The organism is Sulfitobacter sp. M39 (assembly GCF_021735935.1).
GTDB lineage: Bacteria > Pseudomonadota > Alphaproteobacteria > Rhodobacterales > Rhodobacteraceae > Sulfitobacter.
In genome coordinates this window covers 1479747-1497461 of sequence record NZ_WMDZ01000001.1, presented here as the reverse complement: position 1 = coordinate 1497461, position 17715 = coordinate 1479747, and the positions used below count along the sequence as shown (strand labels likewise).

At 62.8% G+C, this 17715-nt stretch carries 18 protein-coding genes; 7 read left to right on the top strand and 11 right to left on the bottom strand.

What is annotated here, in order from left to right; genetic code table 11:
• The first annotated feature begins 422 nt into the window (after window positions 1–422).
• Window positions 423–1103: a hypothetical protein gene (locus tag GLP43_RS07160; RefSeq protein WP_237278774.1), complete on the top strand. Its 681-nt coding sequence runs from the start codon at window positions 423–425 to the stop codon at window positions 1101–1103.
• Here GLP43_RS07160 and GLP43_RS07155 read toward each other — a convergent pair.
• Window positions 1100–1585, bottom strand: a complete 486-nt coding sequence (locus tag GLP43_RS07155; RefSeq protein ID WP_237278773.1) for a c-type cytochrome — start codon at window positions 1583–1585, stop codon at window positions 1100–1102. The genes GLP43_RS07160 and GLP43_RS07155 overlap by 4 nt on opposite strands.
• A gap of 37 nt (window positions 1586–1622) precedes the next feature.
• Here GLP43_RS07155 and GLP43_RS07150 point away from each other — a divergent pair, with 37 nt between their 5' ends.
• Window positions 1623–2057 carry a DMT family transporter gene (locus GLP43_RS07150; RefSeq protein WP_237278772.1) on the top strand — a complete coding sequence of 145 codons (435 nt, stop codon included), beginning with the start codon at window positions 1623–1625 and terminating at the stop codon, window positions 2055–2057.
• Window positions 2058–2063: 6 nt separating this feature from the next.
• Here the strand turns inward: GLP43_RS07150 and GLP43_RS16320 are convergent, their stop codons facing one another.
• The 5 genes from GLP43_RS16320 to proS all read right to left on the bottom strand — a co-directional run bounded on the left by GLP43_RS16320 (window position 2064) and on the right by proS (window position 6915).
• Window positions 2064–2810, bottom strand: a complete 747-nt coding sequence (locus tag GLP43_RS16320) for a calcium-binding protein (protein WP_272903182.1) — start codon at window positions 2808–2810, stop codon at window positions 2064–2066.
• An 82-nt stretch (window positions 2811–2892) separates the two neighbouring features.
• A complete protein-coding gene (locus GLP43_RS07140; RefSeq protein ID WP_237278771.1) occupies window positions 2893–3576 on the bottom strand; it encodes an ABC transporter ATP-binding protein in 684 nt (227 codons plus the stop codon).
• Window positions 3569–4816 carry a lipoprotein-releasing ABC transporter permease subunit gene (locus tag GLP43_RS07135; protein ID WP_237279931.1) on the bottom strand — a complete coding sequence of 416 codons (1248 nt, stop codon included), beginning with the start codon at window positions 4814–4816 and terminating at the stop codon, window positions 3569–3571. The genes GLP43_RS07140 and GLP43_RS07135 overlap by 8 nt, the downstream gene beginning before the upstream one ends.
• Window positions 4817–4989: 173 nt before the next feature.
• Window positions 4990–5502, bottom strand: coding sequence for a DUF2937 family protein (locus GLP43_RS07130; RefSeq protein WP_237278770.1), 513 nt, complete (start codon window positions 5500–5502; stop codon window positions 4990–4992).
• A 72-nt stretch (window positions 5503–5574) separates the two neighbouring features.
• The gene (gene proS / locus GLP43_RS07125) at window positions 5575–6915 is read right to left on the bottom strand and encodes a proline--tRNA ligase (protein WP_237278769.1); all 1341 of its coding nucleotides are present in this window, start codon (window positions 6913–6915) and stop codon (window positions 5575–5577) included.
• Window positions 6916–7147: 232 nt separating this feature from the next.
• On the opposite strand from proS, the gene GLP43_RS07120 reads away from it, so the two are divergent.
• From GLP43_RS07120 to ppx, 5 genes are all read left to right on the top strand, one after another.
• On the top strand, window positions 7148–8509 hold the full coding sequence (locus GLP43_RS07120) for an FAD-dependent oxidoreductase (RefSeq protein ID WP_237278768.1): 1362 nt from the start codon (window positions 7148–7150) through the stop codon (window positions 8507–8509).
• A 148-nt stretch (window positions 8510–8657) separates the two neighbouring features.
• On the top strand, window positions 8658–9737 hold the full coding sequence (locus GLP43_RS07115; protein ID WP_237278767.1) for an AI-2E family transporter: 1080 nt from the start codon (window positions 8658–8660) through the stop codon (window positions 9735–9737).
• Window positions 9738–9741: 4 nt separating this feature from the next.
• Window positions 9742–10425 (top strand): chromosomal replication initiator DnaA, encoded by a 684-nt coding sequence (locus tag GLP43_RS07110; RefSeq protein ID WP_074635557.1) that lies wholly within the window; start codon window positions 9742–9744, stop codon window positions 10423–10425.
• A gap of 52 nt (window positions 10426–10477) precedes the next feature.
• On the top strand, window positions 10478–12652 hold the full coding sequence (locus GLP43_RS07105; protein WP_184582602.1) for an RNA degradosome polyphosphate kinase: 2175 nt from the start codon (window positions 10478–10480) through the stop codon (window positions 12650–12652).
• 179 nt (window positions 12653–12831) lie between these two features.
• Window positions 12832–14406 (top strand): exopolyphosphatase, encoded by a 1575-nt coding sequence (ppx, locus tag GLP43_RS07100; RefSeq protein ID WP_237278766.1) that lies wholly within the window; start codon window positions 12832–12834, stop codon window positions 14404–14406.
• Window positions 14407–14412: 6 nt separating this feature from the next.
• Here ppx and GLP43_RS07095 read toward each other — a convergent pair whose 3' ends face one another.
• Genes GLP43_RS07095 through GLP43_RS07075 form a run of 5 tightly spaced genes read right to left on the bottom strand, consistent with a single transcriptional unit; the run spans window position 14413 to window position 17706 of the window.
• Window positions 14413–14829, bottom strand: a complete 417-nt coding sequence (locus GLP43_RS07095) for a hypothetical protein (protein ID WP_237278765.1) — start codon at window positions 14827–14829, stop codon at window positions 14413–14415.
• 42 nt (window positions 14830–14871) lie between these two features.
• Entirely contained in the window at window positions 14872–15897 is a 1026-nt protein-coding gene (locus tag GLP43_RS07090) for an endonuclease/exonuclease/phosphatase family protein (RefSeq protein ID WP_237278764.1), read from the bottom strand.
• The gene (locus tag GLP43_RS07085; RefSeq protein ID WP_037944973.1) at window positions 15897–16577 is read right to left on the bottom strand and encodes a molecular chaperone DjiA; all 681 of its coding nucleotides are present in this window, start codon (window positions 16575–16577) and stop codon (window positions 15897–15899) included. Before GLP43_RS07085 ends, GLP43_RS07090 begins: the two co-directional genes overlap by 1 nt.
• A 32-nt stretch (window positions 16578–16609) precedes the next feature.
• Window positions 16610–17095 carry a GNAT family N-acetyltransferase gene (locus GLP43_RS07080; RefSeq protein ID WP_237278763.1) on the bottom strand — a complete coding sequence of 162 codons (486 nt, stop codon included), beginning with the start codon at window positions 17093–17095 and terminating at the stop codon, window positions 16610–16612.
• Window positions 17092–17706, bottom strand: a complete 615-nt coding sequence (locus GLP43_RS07075; RefSeq protein WP_237278762.1) for a VOC family protein — start codon at window positions 17704–17706, stop codon at window positions 17092–17094. Before GLP43_RS07075 ends, GLP43_RS07080 begins: the two co-directional genes overlap by 4 nt.
• Window positions 17707–17715: the final 9 nt, after the last annotated feature.

Sequence of the window (17715 nt, the reverse complement as noted above, 5' to 3'; positions counted from 1 at the left end):
CTCAGAAACATTCGTAGCAATTTTTAAGCGATGTCGCGTCTATTTTAACTATCTGACACTACATCACTCTCCCCTAACATCGCACCCAAGTTGAGAACTTTGGTCAGCCTCAACATCAGCCCGAGGCCCCGCCTCGGGCCGCGCCCGACCTCCCCCACGGGGAGGGCGCATTTCATGCACCCTCGATGCTGACGCATCCCTACGGCCTCGAAAGGTCCACTGGACCTTTCGCGAGACGGCCTTCGGCCCGAGGTCGGGCGCAGCCCTCAACATCTGTTCCGGCGGATATCCGCTGCGTCCGATAGCCCACCCCCGGGGCTCCGCCCGTTCGACCCTGAAACCTTCCCCCGGAAGGTTTCAACACGGGTCTCACGTGAAAAATACCGCTTGATCCGCCCTGCGCTTTCACTCAACGTTTCGGCATGATCCGCGCCTTCATCCTCCTTATGTTTCTTGCCTCTTGCGGGCGGCCGTTGACGCAGAATGAGCTGCTGTTCGCGGGTGATATCATGGGGGATACGCTCGATTACCCCAAGGTGCGGCTGCATGACGGGTCGCCCTCGCGCGGGGTGACGATGACGCGTAAGGCGCGGCCGCGCACGACCTGTCGTGAACGTATCCTGCCGCCCGAAAAGGTGGGCGAGGTGATCACCACCAAACCCGCCGCCGTGGCGCTGTGGAATACGGTGCTGTTTGACGAAGACTGGTATCTGGACGATTACCTGCCCGACTATCCCGACCGGATCGGGCTGATCGCGGCGATGATCTTTGCCCATGAGCTGACCCATATCTGGCAATGGCAGAACCGCAAGACGACGGGCTATTCGCCGCTGCGCGCGGCGTTTGAACATAGCGGCGGGGCGGACCCGTATCTCTTTGATCTGGAGAGCGACCCGAAGTTTCTGGATTTTGCCTTTGAACAACAAGGCTCTATCGTCGAGGAATTCGTCTGCTGTCGTGCGTTGGACCCGCAGGCACCGCGCACCAAACGGCTGCATGCGCTGATCTCGCAAGAGATGCCCATAGCACCCCTGCCCCAAAGCCGGCCCTATGCGGTGCGGATGCCCTGGGACGGGGTCGAGGTGAACGGGATTTGTAGTTAACGCTGGATGCTTTCAAGGTAGACCAGCAGCCCCGCCAGCACCCGGGGTGTGGGCGTCAGCTGGCCATCCAGATCGACAGGCACCAGATCCAGCGCCATACCCTCGCCAAAGTGCGGCATCACCCGTTGGAGGTGGCTGTCTGTGGCATCGCCCGCCGGGTCGCCATAGATATAGGCCAGCGTTTTGGTCTGCGGAAACCGCCCGCCATTGTCGCGCGCCAGTAGGGTCAGGTCGCGCGGCTGCGGGCGCAGGCCCTTGGCCGCGGCACCGGCCCCTTGGGCGTTCAGCCCGTGGCATTGCACACAGTTCTCGGCAAAAAATGCTGCCCCTTCCGCGCGGTCGGGGGCATCGGGCGGGGTTTGTGCGGGCATACAGGCGGCCAGCCCCAAGAGCAGCGGCACGCCGAGGGCAATTGTGGTTTTCATCATATGATCCTCCGGTAGGTCACGGGGATGCTTGCCCTTGGCGGGGGTCTTCGCCATGATCTGGATCAAGAAACGGGAAAGATTAGGGACTCTCATGGCGCATTATGCAGTTGTGATGCTTTTGGCCGGGGTTGGCATTCCCGTTCTGGCCGCGTTGAACGCAGGGCTTGGTAGCCGGATCGGATCCCCCGCGGCAGCGGCTACTGTGCTGTTTGTGATAGCTTTTTCGGTCAGCTTACTGGTCGCGATGCTGGTGGGGCGGCAAGGGTTTGCGCAAATCCCCGCGGCACCGAAACACTTGCTGTTGGCCGGATTTCTGGTGGCCTTCTACATCCTGTCGATCACCTTTATCGCGCCGCATTTCGGCGTCGGCAACGCGGTGTTCTTTGTTCTGGTGGGCCAGCTTTTCAGCGCCGCGGCGATTGACCATTTCGGGCTGTTCGGCGCGCAGGTCTCGCCCTTGGGGGCCGCGCGGGCCGCTGGCATTGCCTTGATGTGTGCCGGTGTCTGGTTAACCCAGCAAGCCTGAGGCGGATCAGGCCTCGTCTTGTAGCGGGTTGGTCAGCACAAAGAGGATTTCGTCATCCGCCAAGGGGTTTTCGACCCCAGGCAGGGTGATGGTGAGCCCTGTGCTGAGCGTGACCGTCAACTCTCCATCCGAGACGGTCTGATCGGTGACAGCGGCGTTTTCATCGTCGGTTTCGACAATCAGCGCATCTGTGCCGACGTCATAATCGGTGACCGTGATCCCGCCTGTCGCACCGTAGATCGCGGTGAAACTGTCCGCGCCCGTGCCCCCGATGCCGGTGTCACTCGCCCCCAATCGCAGGCTGTCGTCGCCATCTTCGCCAATCAGCTCGTCCGCGACCCCGTCGTCATTGCCGTCTTGGGCGTTGACCCCGCCCGAAAGCGTGTCATTGCCCTGCCCACCAAACAGGATGTCGCGCCCGTCGGTGCCTTGTAATGTATCATCCCCCGCCGTGCCGGTTTGCGACTGTGCCTCAACCTCGGGGGTTTCCTCGGTGTCGTCGATATTTTCCACCGTGGAATCCTCCTCGGTCGCCGCATCTGTTGGCGTGTCGGTTGGCGCGTCGGATTCAGGCTCTGCCGGGTCGGGGGTCAGCGCATCGTCCATGCCTGCGCCCGTGGTCGTCCCCATATCGGGCATGCCGATGGGGATTTCTTCATCCTCGGGCTCATCCTCCGTATCATCGCCAAACGGGTCAAACACGGCCAGCATAGGGCCGAAAGCGGCAAAGAGCATGATGAGCAAAGGTGACATGGCAGCATCCTGTTTTGACACAGTTTGCCCCCTGCTCGTGGCACCAGTTGGGTCTGGGTAAGGATAAATTAAGGCAGCCGCCTCAAAGCGCGACGAGCTGCCCTGCTTCAAGCCGGATCTGGCGGTCCATCCGCGCGGCAAGTTCAAGGTTATGGGTCGCGATTACCGCCGACAGCCCCGTGCCCCGCACCAGCGTCATCAGCGCGGCAAAGACCTGATCCGAGGTGGTCGGATCAAGGTTGCCTGTGGGCTCATCCGCCAGCAGCAGCCGCGGCGCATTGGCCAGCGCACGACAGAAAGCGACCCGTTGCTGTTCGCCGCCCGACAGCGCCGCAGGGCGGTGGTCGGCGCGGTGACTGATGCCGACCTCGTCCAACAGGGACAGCGCGCGGGTCTGCGCCTCGGACTGCGAGACACCGTTTGCAAGCTGCGGCAACACGATGTTTTCCAGCGCGGAAAATTCAGGCAGCAGGTGGTGGAACTGGTAGATAAAACCCACATCGCGCCGCCGCACGCCGGTGCGTTTGCGATCGGACTGCCCTGTCATATCGGTGCCGCCAATCTCGACCGTGCCGGTGTCGGGCGTGTCCAGCAGACCCGCGATATGCAGCAGCGTTGACTTGCCCGCGCCAGAGGGAGCGACCAGTGCGACGACCTCTCCGGCGGCGACGGTCAGGTCGATGCCGCGCAGCACCTTGACTTCGTTCGGTTGGCCGGGGTTGTAGGATTTGCCAATCCCCGAGAGCCGCAAAACAGGATCATTCATAGCGCAGCGCCTCGACTGGGTTCATGCGCGCGGCACGGCGCGCGGGGAAGATGGTGACGACGAACGACAGGCCAAGCGACAGGCCGATGGCCGACATCACGTCACCGAATTGCAGTTTGGCGGGCAGGAAGTAGATGCCGCGGATCGACGGATCCCATGCGTTGCCCCCCGAGAGGTAGTTCACGACGGCAAAAATCTGATCGACATAAAGCGCAAAGAGACAGCCAAGGATCACCCCCATCGCGGTGCCGATGATGCCCGTGAAGGCCCCGCAGATGAAGAACACGCGCAGGATCGACCCTTCGCTTAGGCCCATGGTGCGCAGGATCCCGATGTCGCGCCCCTTGTTCTTGACCAGCATGATCAGGCCCGAGACGATATTCATCGCCGCGATCAAGACAAGGATGCTGAGGATCACGAACATCACGCGGTCTTCGATATCAAGCGCGTTCAGGAACGACCCCGACGCATCGCGCCACGTCCAGATCAGGCCGCGTTCCCCCGCGGCGGATAGCAGCGGCACGGTCAGATCATCCACGCTGTCGGGGTTTTCGACCATCACCTCAAGCTCGTCGGCGACGCCTTCGCGGTTGAAGAAGGATTGCGCCTCGGCCAGAGGCAGATAGGCGCGGGTGCGGTCGATGTCATAGCGCCCGGCCGAGAAGATATAGGTCACCTCGTAGCCATTCACGCGGGGCGATGTGCCAAAGGCGGTTTTCACCCCGTTCGGCGAGATGATCTTGATCGTGTCGCCCAAGCCGACCCGCAGTGCTTGTGCCACGCCGGACCCGATGGCGATGCCCTGTTCGAAATCGGCCAGATCGCCGTCGGCGGTTTCGGGGTTGGCGATGCGCGGGATATTGGCCAGATCGTCGGCATCAATGCCGAAAATCTCGATCCCCGCGTTGGCCTGCCCCTTGTTGGCCATCACCTGACCGCGCACCAAAGGGGCCACCTGTGTCACGCCCGGCACCTGGGCCGCACGCGCGGCCATCTCGGTGTAATCGGGTATCCCCGTCTGGGACACGCCGTTCTCATCCACCGACGCCATATTATACACGGTCACATGGGCATTGGCCCCAAGGATCGTATCGACGAATTCAGCCCGAAAGCCCGACCGCACGGCAAGGGTCGCGATCAGGGCAAAAACCGCCAGCGTGATCCCGATCAGGCTGATCCAGGTCATCACGCTCACGCCGCCTTCGGCGCGGCGCGCACGCAGATAGCGCCAGGCGATCATCCATTCAAAAGGGGCGAAGGGCGGTGTCGAGGATACTGGTTTGGCCAAGGGATGGTTCCGATCTGGGATCAATCGCGCGCAACCTCGCGGTTTCGGCGCATCGGGTCAAGCGAGGAATAGGGTCAAGCGAGGAGTGGTCGCGGCAGCGTGTACCGCAGGTAAAGGCGCGCGTGTCAGCGGCCCTGCGCCGGTATGCGGGTGCCGCGCCGCCGGAACGGGGCGCGTAACAGTCGCAGCAATACACCCAGCCCCAAGCCGCCCGCGACAAAGCCCACACCCGCAAACACCACCCCGGCAAAGTTCAACGGTACGGCGGGCTGAAACGCCTGCCACGCCGCCCCCGCGATCTGCGGGTCCGACATCTGCGGCAGATGGTAGGCGCGCATGAAAGGCCCCTGCCCCTGCAATCGGGTCAGGGCGGTTTGCAATGTCTCGTAGCGGGTAATGGTCGCGGCCATATCGGCGCGGCGACGCTCCATAAACGCGGTGCCGGTCATCTGCGCCAAGGCATCGCTGCGTGACAGGCCAACCGCTTGGGCACTGGCATCGAAATCGGCAACGACCTCGTGCAGCGCATCGACAGCACCCCCCAGCCGTTGCAGATATTGCTGCGAGTATTCGGGGAATTGCGAGCTTATCGCCGCGCCCGCCACACCGCCAGCAAGGGTCAGCGCCCGCAGGATCATGAAACGCCCCAAAGGTCCGTTGCGCAGCGCTTCATGATCCGCCCCCGTTCTTTAAGCCCCGTCGTTACAAGGTTAAGCGATACCGCGATAAATCCCGGCGATCTTTTCAACCGCGGCCTCGGGCGTCATCTCTTCACTTTCGCCGGTGCGGCGCGAGGTGAGCTCTACCACGCCGTTTTTCAGCCCCCGCGGCCCGACGGTGATCCGCCATGGCAGGCCGATCAGGTCCATCGTCGCGAACTTGCCGCCCGCGCGTTCCTTGGTGTCGTCATACAGCGGGTCCAGCCCCAGAGCCTGCAGGCTGGCATATAGCGCGTCACAGGCCGCATCCGCCTGTTCGTCGCCCTGCTTGAGGTTCACAATCCCCACATGGAACGGTGTCACCCCCTCGGGCCAGATGATGCCCTTGTCGTCATGCGATGCTTCGATGATCGCGCCCAGCAGACGGCTGACGCCGATGCCGTGCGACCCCATGTGCACCGGCACAGGCTTGCCATCAGGCCCCTGTACGGTCGCCCCCATCGGTTCGGAATACTTCGTCCCGAAATAGAAGATCTGCCCCACTTCGATCCCGCGCGCGCTACGCTGGCGTTCGGCGGGGACTTCGGCAAAAAGCGCTTCGTCATGGGTCTCGTCCGTGCGGGCATAGCGCGAGGTGAACTCCTCCATCACCGCCTGACACTCGTCAACGGAATCATAATCGATCTCGCGGTCGCCGAACTTCAGCTCGGTGATCTGGCTGTCATAAAACACCTCGGATTCGCCGGTTTCCGCCAGTACGAGGAACTCATGTGTGTCGTCGCCGCCGATCGGGCCGGAATCCGCACGCATCGGAATCGCCTGCAAACCCATGCGTTCATAGCTGCGCAGATAGGTCACCAGATGGCGGTTGTAGGCGTGCAGCGCATCTTCTTTCGTCAGATCAAAGGTATAGCCGTCCTTCATCAGGAACTCGCGGCCGCGCATGACGCCGAAACGGGGGCGGACCTCGTCGCGGAATTTCCACTGGATGTGGTACAGTGTCATCGGCAGGTCCTTGTACGACCCGACGTGGCTGCGGAAGATATCGGTGATCATTTCCTCGTTCGTGGGACCATACAGCATATCGCGGTCCTGACGGTCCTTGATGCGCAGCATCTCGGGGCCATAGGCGTCAAAGCGGCCGGATTCCTTCCACAGATCCGCCGATTGCAGCGTCGGCATCAGCATCGGGATGTGGCCCGCGCGCTGCTGTTCTTCATGCACGATGTTTTCGATCTTGCGCAGCACCTTGAAGCCAAGCGGCAGCCACGAATAGATCCCCGCCGCCGATTGCTTGATCATGCCCGCCCGCAGCATCAACCGGTGGCTGACAATCTGCGCCTCAGAGGGGTTTTCCTTGAGCACAGGCAAAAAATAACGGGACAGACGCATGATGATCCTCTCAGAGTGAATTGGCACCTGACTATGATAATCCCCGCGCCGAGACAATCACGAACAGAAGGGGCACGAACAGAAGGGGCACGAACAGAAGGGGCACCGACAGACGGGGCATCAAGAAGCGTCCACCCACAGCGGGGCACCAAGTCCCGCGTCCCGCAACCGATTGACCCTCGGCGCGCAGACGCGTTTCTTGTCAGCTTCACGAATCCACAAAGGACGCCCCATGACCATGATCCTAGAGCCCGCGCGCGAAACCCCTGTGATCCACGAGACCGGCGTGCTGGTGATCGGGTCCGGCCCCGGTGGTCTGGCCGCGGCCCTCGCCGCCGCCCGCGCCGGGGCAGAGGTGACGCTGCTCGACCGGTTCGGCTGCTTTGGCGGCAATATCACTGTGGTCGGGGTCGAAGGCTTTGCCTGGTACCGCCATGAACAGACGATAGAGGCGGGCGGCATCGGCTGGGAATTCGAGGAACGCGCCAAGGCGATGGGGGCTGCCAGCCCTGAATCCCAATCGCTCAGCTACGAGCTGGACAGCGAGGGGTTCAAACTTGTCGCCGACCGGCTGGTGACCGAAGCCGGCATCCACCCGATGCTGCACCGCCAGTTCGCAGCACCCATCATGGAGGGCGACACGATCCGGGGTGTCATCGTCGAATCAAAAGCGGGCCGCGAGGCGATCCTCGCCAAAATCGTGATCGACGCCACGGGCGACGCCGATGTCGCCCACCGTGCCGGTGCCCCGACCTACAAGACCCCGGTCGAGGAGATGCAGGCCGCCTCGGTCATGTTCCACATCGCGGGCGTCGACAAGACGGCCTTCATGGCGGGGGTCAAGGCCGACCCACAGACCTATGCCAATTGGTCCACGGGCGAATGGGTGGTCCAAACCGATGGCAAGGAAGACGCGATGTTCTCTCCGTTTCTGGCCAAACCCTTTGCCCAGGCCATCCGCGACGGGCGTATGCCCGCCAACCTCAATACCATCGGGGGCACATGGGGCGCTGTGCATGACAGTGGCGAAATGACCTATATGAACCTCGTCCACCTTGCAGAATGCGACGGCACCGACCCCAACAGCATGACCCGCTTCGAGATCGAGGGCCGCGCCCAAGCGATGCACGCGATTGACGCGCTCAAGGCCTATACGCCGGGCTGCGAGACCGCGCGGCTGCGCAATTTCGGCATGAGCATCGGCATCCGCGACACGCGCAAGATCGACGCGGTCTACAACATGACCGAAACCGACGTCCGCCAGCAGGCCCGTTTTGACGACAGTATCGGCATCTACCCCGAGTTCATCGACGGCTACGGCGTGCTGATCATCCCCACCACGGGGCGCTACATGCATATCCCCTACCGCGCGATGCTGCCCAAGGGCGTGAAGAATCTGCTCGTCGCGGGGCGTGCCATCGGCGGCGATAAAATCGCCCATGCGGCCACGCGCAACATGGCGTGCTGCACGGTGGCGGGCCAAGGCGCGGGCGTCGCAGCGGCAATTGCGCTAGCCTTGGGCTGCCCGCTGGACGCCGTGCCGCTGGAACGCGTACAAAAAACCCTGCAAGATCAGGGCGTCCGCCTGCATTGACCGCGCCACGCCCGCTTCCAAATGGCTCTAAATCCTCGCCGAAGGCACCTGCCCCATCGGCGGGTGCTGCCGATCCATTTCACCACGGGCCTTGAAAAACCGGCCCCGTTGCGCAATGTCGACCGAAACCAGAATGCGAGGATGCGGCATGGGCCTGCCTATCAGAGATCAGATGAAATACTGGGGCGTCGCGGGCGCGATTTTTCTGGTGTTCCTATGGTTCACCGGTGACGTGCTGCTGCCGTTTCTGATCGGGGCGGCGATTGCCTATTTCCTGGATCCCGTGGCGGACCGGCTCGAAGCGATTGGCCTAAGCCGCGCGATGGCCACAATGGTGATCACGCTTGTCGCCTTGCTGATCTTTGTGCTGATGGCGCTGCTGGTGATCCCGACCTTGATCAATCAGGCCATCAACCTGTTCGAGGTCGCCCCCCAGCTGACCCGCAATTTCACCAACTTCCTGACCGAACGTTTCCCCACCCTGCTGGTCGAAGGATCGACCCTGCGCAGCTCGATCAACTCTATCGGGTCGACCATTCAGGAACGGGGCGGCGAGGTGCTGAACACGGCGATTTCCTCGGCGGCAACGCTGTTGAACGTGATGGTGCTGTTTGTGATCGTGCCGGTGGTTGCCGTCTATCTGCTGCTGGACTGGGACCGAATGGTTGCCCAGATCGACCGTTTGCTGCCGCGCGACCACGCCCCGGTGATCCGTCGCCTTGCGCGTGACATCGACCGCACGCTGGCGGGGTTCATCCGCGGCATGGGCACCGTCTGCCTGATTTTGGGCGCCTACTATGCCATCGCGCTGATGCTGGTGGGGCTGCAATTCGGCCTTGTGGTGGGCTTTATCGCCGGTCTGGTCACCTTCATCCCCTACCTAGGCGCGGTTTTGGGCGGTGCCTTGGCCATCGGTCTGGCGCTGTTCCAGTTCTGGGGGGATTGGTTCTCGATCGGGATGGTGGCGGGGATCTTCGTGCTTGGCCAGATGATTGAAGGCAACTTCCTCACTCCCAAGCTGGTCGGCAATTCGGTCGGGCTGCATCCGGTCTGGCTGATCCTCGCGCTGTCGGTCTTTGGCTCTTTGTTCGGCTTTGTAGGCATGCTGGCCGCCGTGCCGATTGCCGCCGCCCTCGGCGTGATCGCGCGCTTCGCGACCGAGCAATATGTCGAAAGTTCGCTGTATCAGGGCACGCAGCGCAAGACCTTGGACGAAACGGCGGACTGACACGATGGCACAACAGCTTGGACTTGACCTTCCCAGCCGCCCCGCACTGGGCCGGGACGACTTTTTCGTCGCCCCGTCAAACGCGATTGCCGTGGCCATGATCGAGGGCTGGCAGGCCTGGGCGGGGCGCAAGATGGTGCTGACCGGCCCGCCCGGATCAGGCAAGACCCATCTGGCGCATGTCTGGGCCAATCTGTCCGGCGCACGTATCATCGACGCGCGCGACATTGCCACAGGCGATATCCCCGCGCTGGCCCAAGGCCCGCTGGCGGTCGAGAATGTACCCGACATCGCAGGCGATAATGCGGCCGAGACGCATCTTTTCCACCTGCACAATCTGGTGCTGGCTGAAGGTCATAGCCTGCTGCTGACCGGCACCCCGGCGGTGCCCCAATGGGGGCTGCATCTGCCTGACCTGACCAGTCGTATGCGCGCGGCGACGGCGGCAGCGCTTGAAGCGCCCGATGACAGCCTGCTCACCGCTGTCATGGCCAAGCTGCTGGCCGACCGCCAGCTGACCCCCAAACCCGATGTGATCCCCTACCTGCTGCTGCGCATGGACCGGTCTTTCGCCGCCGCGGGTGATCTGGTCGCGGCGCTGGATGCCGCCAGTCTGGCGCAACAAAAGCCGGTGACACGGGCGCTAGCCGCACAAGTGCTGGACAATGGGTTTAACGCCGCGCGATAATCTTCTCAGATTTCGTCACAAACCCATTACAATGCAACGCCATAAGGCCGTCATGACAAACGCTGACTTTCTCGAATCCGCCTTCGTGCCGCCGCAGGATATGCCCGATCTGGACATCACCGGCCCCGGTCGTTTCTATAACCGCGAGCTCAGCTGGCTCGGGTTCAACTGGCGTGTTCTCGAAGAGGCCAAGAACCCCCGCGTGCCGCTGCTGGAACGCCTGCGCTTCCTGTCGATCTCGGCGGGCAACCTTGACGAATTCTATACCGTGCGTGTCGCCGGCCTGCGCGAGCTTGCCCAAGCGGGCAACACTACCCCCGCCAGCGACGGGCTGACCCCTGCCCAGCAACTGGTGCTGATCAACGAAGACGCGCGCAAACTGATGACCGAACAACAGCGCGTGCTGGTCGATCTGATGTCAGAGATGGACGACCAGAATATCATGCTCGAACGCGCCGCTGATCTGGACGAGGCCGATCTGGCCTATCTTGACGATGTATTCCTGCACCGTGTCTTTGCGGTTCTGACCCCACTGGCGATTGACCCCGCGCACCCCTTCCCCTTCATCCCCAACACCGGCTACGCCTTGGCGCTGCAACTGGAACGCACCAGCGACAAGCGCCCCCTTCAGGCGCTGCTGCCGATCCCGGCGCAGATTGACCGTTTCGTCGCCCTGCCCGCCGCCGAAGGCTCGCTGCGGTTCCTGCCGCTCGAAGATCTGCTGGTGCTCAAGGTGCCGGGGCTGTTTCCGGGCTACAAGCTCAAGGCGCATTTCGAATTCCGCGTGCTGCGTGACAGCGACCTCGAGGTCGAGGAAGAGGCCGAAGACCTCGTGCGGGAATTCGAGGTCGCCCTGAAACGCCGCCGCCGCGGCGAGGTCGTGCGCCTGACCCATTCCGCCGGTGCGCCCGAAAAGCTGAAATCCGTGGTCATGGCCGAACTGGGCGTGCGCCCGCAGGATGTGATCGAACTGGACGGGATGATTGGCATCAACGACCTGTCCGAGCTGGTGACCGACAGCCGCCCCGATCTGCTCTGGCCGCAATTCACCCCGCGCATCCCCGAACGCGTCACCGACCACGAAGGCGATATGTTCGCGGCGATCCGGTCCAAGGACATGCTGCTGCACCACCCCTACGAGACCTTCGACATGGTGGTCCGCTTTCTGGCACAGGCCGCGCGCGATCCAAACGTTGTGGCGATCAAACAGACGCTCTACCGTACCTCGCGCGACAGCCCCATTGTCGAGGCACTGTGCGAAGCCGCCGAAGACGGGAAATCCGTCACCGCGCTGGTCGAGCTCAAGGCGCGCTTCGACGAGGCCGCCAACATCCGCCAGTCACGCCGGCTGGAACGCGCGGGCGCGCATGTCGTCTATGGGTTTCTTGACCTCAAGACCCACGCCAAGATCTCGACCGTGGTGCGCCGCGAGGGCGATCAGTTGGTCACCTATACCCATTATGGCACCGGCAACTACCACCCGATCACTGCACGCATTTATACCGATCTGTCGCTGTTCACCTGTGACCAGAAGCTGGGCCGCGACGCGACCAAAGTGTTCAACTACCTGTCGGGCTACGCGCAACCCGACACGCTGGACAACCTCGCCATCTCGCCCATCTCGCTGAAGCCGCGGCTGTTGGCGATGATCGCCGCCGAGGCCGACCATGCCGCCGCAGGAAAACCGGCCGAGATTTGGGCCAAAATGAACTCCATCGTCGATGCCGATGTGATCGACGCGCTTTACGCCGCGAGCCAAGCAGGGGTGAAAATCAGCCTGGTGATCCGCGGCATCTGCGGGTTGCGCCCCGGCATCAAGGGGCTGTCCGAAAACATCCGCGTGAAATCCATCGTCGGACGCTTCCTGGAGCATTCGCGCATCGTCTGCTTTGGCAATGGCTACGGGTTGCCGCATAAGAAATCGCGGGTCTTCATGTCCTCGGCTGATTGGATGGGCCGGAACCTGACCCGCCGCGTCGAAACCCTGGTCGAGATCGAGAACCCCACCGTCAAGGCGCAGATCACCAGTCAGGTCATGGCGGCCAATCTTGCGGATGTGGCGCAAAGCTGGGTCATGTCCCCCGATGGCAGCTTTGCGCGCCCCGAGATTGCAGAAGGCACTTTCGCCTTCAACTGCCACCGCTTCTTCATGGAGAACCCCTCTCTCTCCGGACGTGGCACGGCGGGCGCATCCGACGTCCCGAAACTGACCCATACCGAAGACTAACCGCTTCATTTTGCCTGTAAACTCTCGCCGAAGGCGCATCTCTCCGCTTGCGTTCCCGGTGACGTTTATATCCCCCCATCGCGGCGGAGTTTTTCACTTGCCCGTTTGCGTTAACGATTGACGCGGCGGGCCGGCTGGGCCAACTTGCCCCCCAAACAAAGGCCCCCGCAGGAGCGTCCGTGGCAGATAAAACCGACACCCCTCCGCCCTCTCCCGTCCCCGAAACGGGCGTCGCTGATCTGGGCCTGTTCGGCAAACCCCTGTTCCAAGACCCGTCGGCCCGTGCGCTGGCGCGTGTGGGTGTGGTCGATGTGGGGTCGAACTCTGTCCGGTTGGTGGTGTTTGACGGGGCGGCGCGGTCGCCTGCCTATTTCTACAACGAAAAAATCATGTGCGCCCTTGGCGCGGGCATGGCCGAAACAGGCCATCTGTCGCCCGAAGGCCGGATCCGCGCCCTATCCGCCATGCGCCGCTTCAGCAAGCTTGCACAGGGCATGGGCCTGTCCGAACTGACCGTCGTCGCCACAGCCGCCGTGCGCGACGCCAGCGACGGGCGTCATTTCTGCGACGAGGTGCAGCGCGAGACGGGCCTGAAGATCTGGGTCATTGACGGCGAGGAAGAGGCGCGGCTGTCAGCACAGGGTGTTTTGCTGGGCTGGCCCGGTGCCTTTGGTCTGGTCTGCGACATCGGCGGGTCGTCGATGGAGCTGGCGGAAATCTCGGGCGGGCGCGTGGGCAAGCGTGTGACCTCGGCGCTAGGGCCGCTGAAACTGCGCGACATCAAGGGCGGTGCCAAGGCACGGCAGGCACAGATCAAGACGGTGATCGAAGGGCTGGCCGAAAAGATGGGCGCACAGCGCGACCGTCTGTTTCTGGTGGGCGGCTCGTGGCGTGCCATTGCGCGTATCGACATGGTGCGCCGCGGCTACCCGCTGCACGTGCTACATGAATACCGGATGACCCCGAAATCCGTCCGCGAGACGGTGAAACACATCCAGACCAGCGACCATGAAGAGCTGCGCAAGATCAGCGGCGTCTCCTCCAGTCGGATGGCGTTGGTGCCCTTTGCCGCCGAAGTGCTGTCGCGACTGGTCAAGACGTTCAAACCCAAGGATATCGCGATCTCCAGCTACGGGATCCGCGAGGGGATGCTGTATGAACAGATGCCCCAACGCCTGCGCGACCGCGACCCTCTGATCGAGGCCTGCCGTTTTGCCGAAGCCAAGGACGCGCGCACACCGGGGTTCGGCAAGGCGCTGTTCGACTTTATCCTGCCGCTCTATAAATCAGCCTCGCCGCAGCGCAAGCGTCTGGTGAAGGCCGCCTGCCTGCTGCACGATGTCAGCTGGCGCGCGCACCCCGACTACCGCGCCGAAGTCTGTTTTGACAACGCGACGCGGGCGAATCTGGGCGGGCTGAAACATTCAGAACGGATCTATCTGGGGCTGGCCCTGCTGCACCGCTATTCCAACAAGCGCGAGAATACCCGTTTCGAAGACCTGTATGAAATGGTCGATGAAAAGACCCGCAACGAGGCCGAGATTCTGGGCAAGGCCATGCGCTTTGGCGCGATGCTGTGGATGAACCCAGAGGAAGAGCGCGGCCACATGCGTTGGTTCCCCAAGAAAAAGCTGCTGGAGCTGTGGCTGACCGACGACATGATGCCCCTGTTCGGAGAGGTCGCCGAAGCGCGGCTGAATTCCCTCGCCCTATCGCTGGGGGCCGAGGTCCAGCTTAAGACCTGCAAGAAATAGCCTGTCTTACAGATCGATCTGCGGCACCTCGTCCAGATAGATCGCGGGGGGCTGCGTTTCCTCCGGTGCCTTGTCTTCGGGCGTTTCATCTTCCGGCGCGGGGTCTGGCTTGCGGCGGATTACGATATCGCCGTTGGGCATCTTTTGGGGCGGCTCATAGACGCTCCAATCCTCGACCTCTTCCAGTAGATCGGTAAAGGCGGGCCCCATCTCGGAAATGAAATTCCGCAGCGCGGGGCTGGCCTTGCGCCCCCACTCGCCCAGCCCTTCCAGCGCGGGGGCCATCTCTTTCTTCATACCGTCAAAGAAATCCCGCGCCCCGCGTTCCATCAAAGAAAAGCCGGAACCGTCGTTTTCCTGCTCCTGCGCCAAGGCGACACTGGACAGGCAGATCAGGGTGGTGGTCAAAAGAAACTGTCTCATGCGGCGAAGACTGCCTTATTTCATCTTGTGATGAAAGCGGGATTACAGGCCCGCTGACAGGTCCAGATCAATCGTCACCGGAAAGTGATCCGACGCCGTGATCAAGGCGTCGCGCAATGCGGCATCCCCCCAGCATTCCGGGTCGTCCAACGGGTGCCAAATGCGCCATTGCGGCCGATGCGCGGTCAGGGACGGGCTGATCATGATGTAGTCCAGCAGCGCCTGCAGATAGCGTTTTTCGGGCGCGATCCAGAAGCGTGACGTGGTGGGCATCGCCCCGATCCGCTGGCCCAAGGCGCGGGTCGCATGGGGATCGACGAGCGCGCGATCCTGCCGGTGCCCCATCACAATCTCGACCGAGGACCGCCCGAAGAGATCCTCGAAACTGTCCAGGCCCGGCCCGTCGTTCAGATCGCCCAAGACCATCAGCGGCGTGCCATCGTCTAGCCGCGCATCGATCCGCCGACGCAGCCAGATCGCCTGCGCCAGCTGCTTGCGCCGGTTCGCGATCCCGATGCGCAGCGCATCCTGCGGCGTCTTGGCCCCATGGGGGGCCTTGGATTTCAGATGCGCGCCGATCATGTGAAACGCCACCCCTTCGCGGGTAACGATATCAAGCTCGAGCGGCGGTTTGGAAAAGACGACATGATCCTCGCGCGCGTCGATATCCAGATCAATGTCCAACGTACCGTCAAAGCGCGGCGCTTCCCCCTGCCCGACCGAACCACCGGGCGCATGGGTGGCCGACAGCCGGTCCGGATCGAACAACAGCGCGATTTCCTGCTGCGTGTCATTGGCAAAGCCGATCACCGCCTTGCGTGTGCGCAGATCGAAATGCGCGGCAAAGCGTTCCAATGCGGCCACTGTGCCGCGTTTGCGGCTTTGGTCAGGGGCCTCGATCACCATGACCGCATCGGCATCCATCGCCCGAAACACGGTACCCAAAGCCTGCGCCTGCTGCGCACGGGTAATATCATGGCGGGCGGACCAGCCGTCATCCAGCAGCAGATGGTCATTGTCGTCGAACAAACCGGTAAACCATTCGACATTATAGGTCGCGATCCGCATTACTGCGCCTTGCCTGACCAGGTCTCCCACGCGCGGTTGATGTCGATCATGCGTTTTTCGGCCATGGCGATGGCCTCTTGCGGCAGGCCACGGGCGACCAGAGCGTCGGGGTGATTGGCCCGCACCAGCTTGCGCCACGCCGCGCGCCCCTCTTCAAGCGAGGCATCGGGCGGAATGCCCAGAACCGCATGGGGCAGCGGCGAGGTATCGGGCACGAACCGCGCCCGAAGCGAGGCAAAATCGCTGTCATCCATCGCGAAAATCTGCGCGACACGCACCAGAAACGCATCCTCGTTCGGGTGGTACATGCCATCGGCCATGGCAATGTGGAACAACCCTTCGATCAGATCATGCAGCGTCTCTGGCTGGTCCGCGAACATCTGCGCAATGCGCGCGGCGTAATCCTCGAACCCGGCCACATCGTGCCGTGCCAGATTGAACACCCGCGCCGCACCCTGCTGGTCGGCCTCGGCAATCTGGAACACTTCGCGAAAGGCGGTAACCTCGTCACGGGTCACCTGCCCGTCGGCCTTGGCCATCTTGGCCCCAAGCGCAATCACCGCAATGGTAAAGGCCACCGACCGCTCTGGCGGGGTGCGCAGACGGTCGAAAACAGCCGACAGCCCCTCACCGGCGGTGAGCGCTGACAAAGCTTCGGTGATGCGAGACCAAATAGACATGACGCCCACCATACGGGGCAGCGCCGGGGAAGTCAGCGGGGCGTCAGCATTTTCTGCATCAAAATTAGGTCAAGCTGCTGCCCGTTCTTCTGCCCGATGCGCGGCATCCTGCCCACGTGGTCAAACCCGAGTGCCGCATGAAAGCCGACGGCACCCGGATTGGCCCCGCTGATCGCCGCCACCATGACACGCCGCCCCTGTGCCACGGCCGCATCACAGGCGGTTTGCATCAAGGCACGCCCGGCACCCGCGCCCTGTGCTGCGGCATCCAGCACGATCGAATGCTCCACCGCATCGCGATACCCCACCCCACTGCGAAAGGCCCCATAGGTGATGAAACCGGCGACACCCTCCGCGTCGGCCACCCAGAACTGCCCCGCGCGACCGACGATCAGCGCCTCGACCTCTGCACCAGTCTTTGGCTGCGACGTGAAGGTGAACAGCGTTTGCGTGATCATCACATTCCACAGGGCCGCCACCGCCCCGGCGTCGCTGCGCTTTGCCGGCCGGATGATCACGCCAGCACAGCGCGGCCCGTGGGCGTGTCAAAACGGGCAGACAGCGCCGGTGTCCCGACCTCGAACACGACGCGCGCATCGGTGAAGATCGGGGCAAGCGCTGCCGCCAATGCCTCGGCCTGCGGATGCTGGACCGTCAATGTCACCAAACGACAGCCAGAGGCATCAAGCCGCTGGGTCGGATGGGCCTCCCCCTCCCATTGCATCAAGGCAGGGGCGCAATTGTCATAGGGCAGCATACCGGTTTCCGGCACTGCCATACGCCAGCGCAGATCCCCACGCTGCAACGCCACCGGCGCGCCATAGCCTTCGGGCAAAGCTTCCAGCGTCGCCTCAAGATCTTCGCAACGGCAAATCCAGTTGGACAGCCGCGCCGGGCCGTTGAACCGGTCCAGATCAAACCAGCGCGCATAGGCAGGCGGCCTCGCCTCGGGATCTACAGCGATCGCCTCCAGATACAGCGCATCGCCAAGCCCCAGCAGATGGTTATGCGTGCCGAACACCGCATGCGCGCCGCCCGGCTGCAACGGCACCCCAAGCACCTGCGCGGCCATGTCGGACGCGGCTCTCAGGCTCTCGCCCGCGACGGCAAGATGGTCCAGTTCAATCATTGGTCCTGC

Bases quoted from the DNA above. Each gene is read 5' to 3' on its own strand.
- GLP43_RS07155 (WP_237278773.1), bottom strand. From the start codon at position 1,585: ATGGCGAAGACCCCCGCCAAGGGCAAGCATCCCCGTGACCTACCGGAG.
- GLP43_RS07075 (WP_237278762.1), bottom strand. From the start codon at position 17,706: ATGATTGAACTGGACCATCTTGCCGTCGCGGGCGAGAGCCTGAGAGCC.
- proS (WP_237278769.1), bottom strand. From the start codon at position 6,915: ATGCGTCTGTCCCGTTATTTTTTGCCTGTGCTCAAGGAAAACCCCTCT.
- GLP43_RS07140 (WP_237278771.1), bottom strand. From the start codon at position 3,576: ATGAATGATCCTGTTTTGCGGCTCTCGGGGATTGGCAAATCCTACAAC.
- GLP43_RS07095 (WP_237278765.1), bottom strand. From the start codon at position 14,829: ATGAGACAGTTTCTTTTGACCACCACCCTGATCTGCCTGTCCAGTGTC.
- GLP43_RS16320 (WP_272903182.1), bottom strand. From the start codon at position 2,810: ATGTCACCTTTGCTCATCATGCTCTTTGCCGCTTTCGGCCCTATGCTG.
- GLP43_RS07115 (WP_237278767.1), top strand. From the start codon at position 8,658: ATGGGCCTGCCTATCAGAGATCAGATGAAATACTGGGGCGTCGCGGGC.
- GLP43_RS07090 (WP_237278764.1), bottom strand. From the start codon at position 15,897: ATGCGGATCGCGACCTATAATGTCGAATGGTTTACCGGTTTGTTCGAC.
- GLP43_RS07130 (WP_237278770.1), bottom strand. From the start codon at position 5,502: ATGATCCTGCGGGCGCTGACCCTTGCTGGCGGTGTGGCGGGCGCGGCG.
- GLP43_RS07105 (WP_184582602.1), top strand. From the start codon at position 10,478: ATGACAAACGCTGACTTTCTCGAATCCGCCTTCGTGCCGCCGCAGGAT.
- GLP43_RS07110 (WP_074635557.1), top strand. From the start codon at position 9,742: ATGGCACAACAGCTTGGACTTGACCTTCCCAGCCGCCCCGCACTGGGC.
- GLP43_RS07150 (WP_237278772.1), top strand. From the start codon at position 1,623: ATGGCGCATTATGCAGTTGTGATGCTTTTGGCCGGGGTTGGCATTCCC.
- GLP43_RS07160 (WP_237278774.1), top strand. From the start codon at position 423: ATGATCCGCGCCTTCATCCTCCTTATGTTTCTTGCCTCTTGCGGGCGG.
- GLP43_RS07135 (WP_237279931.1), bottom strand. From the start codon at position 4,816: ATGATCGCCTGGCGCTATCTGCGTGCGCGCCGCGCCGAAGGCGGCGTG.
- GLP43_RS07120 (WP_237278768.1), top strand. From the start codon at position 7,148: ATGACCATGATCCTAGAGCCCGCGCGCGAAACCCCTGTGATCCACGAG.
- GLP43_RS07085 (WP_037944973.1), bottom strand. From the start codon at position 16,577: ATGTCTATTTGGTCTCGCATCACCGAAGCTTTGTCAGCGCTCACCGCC.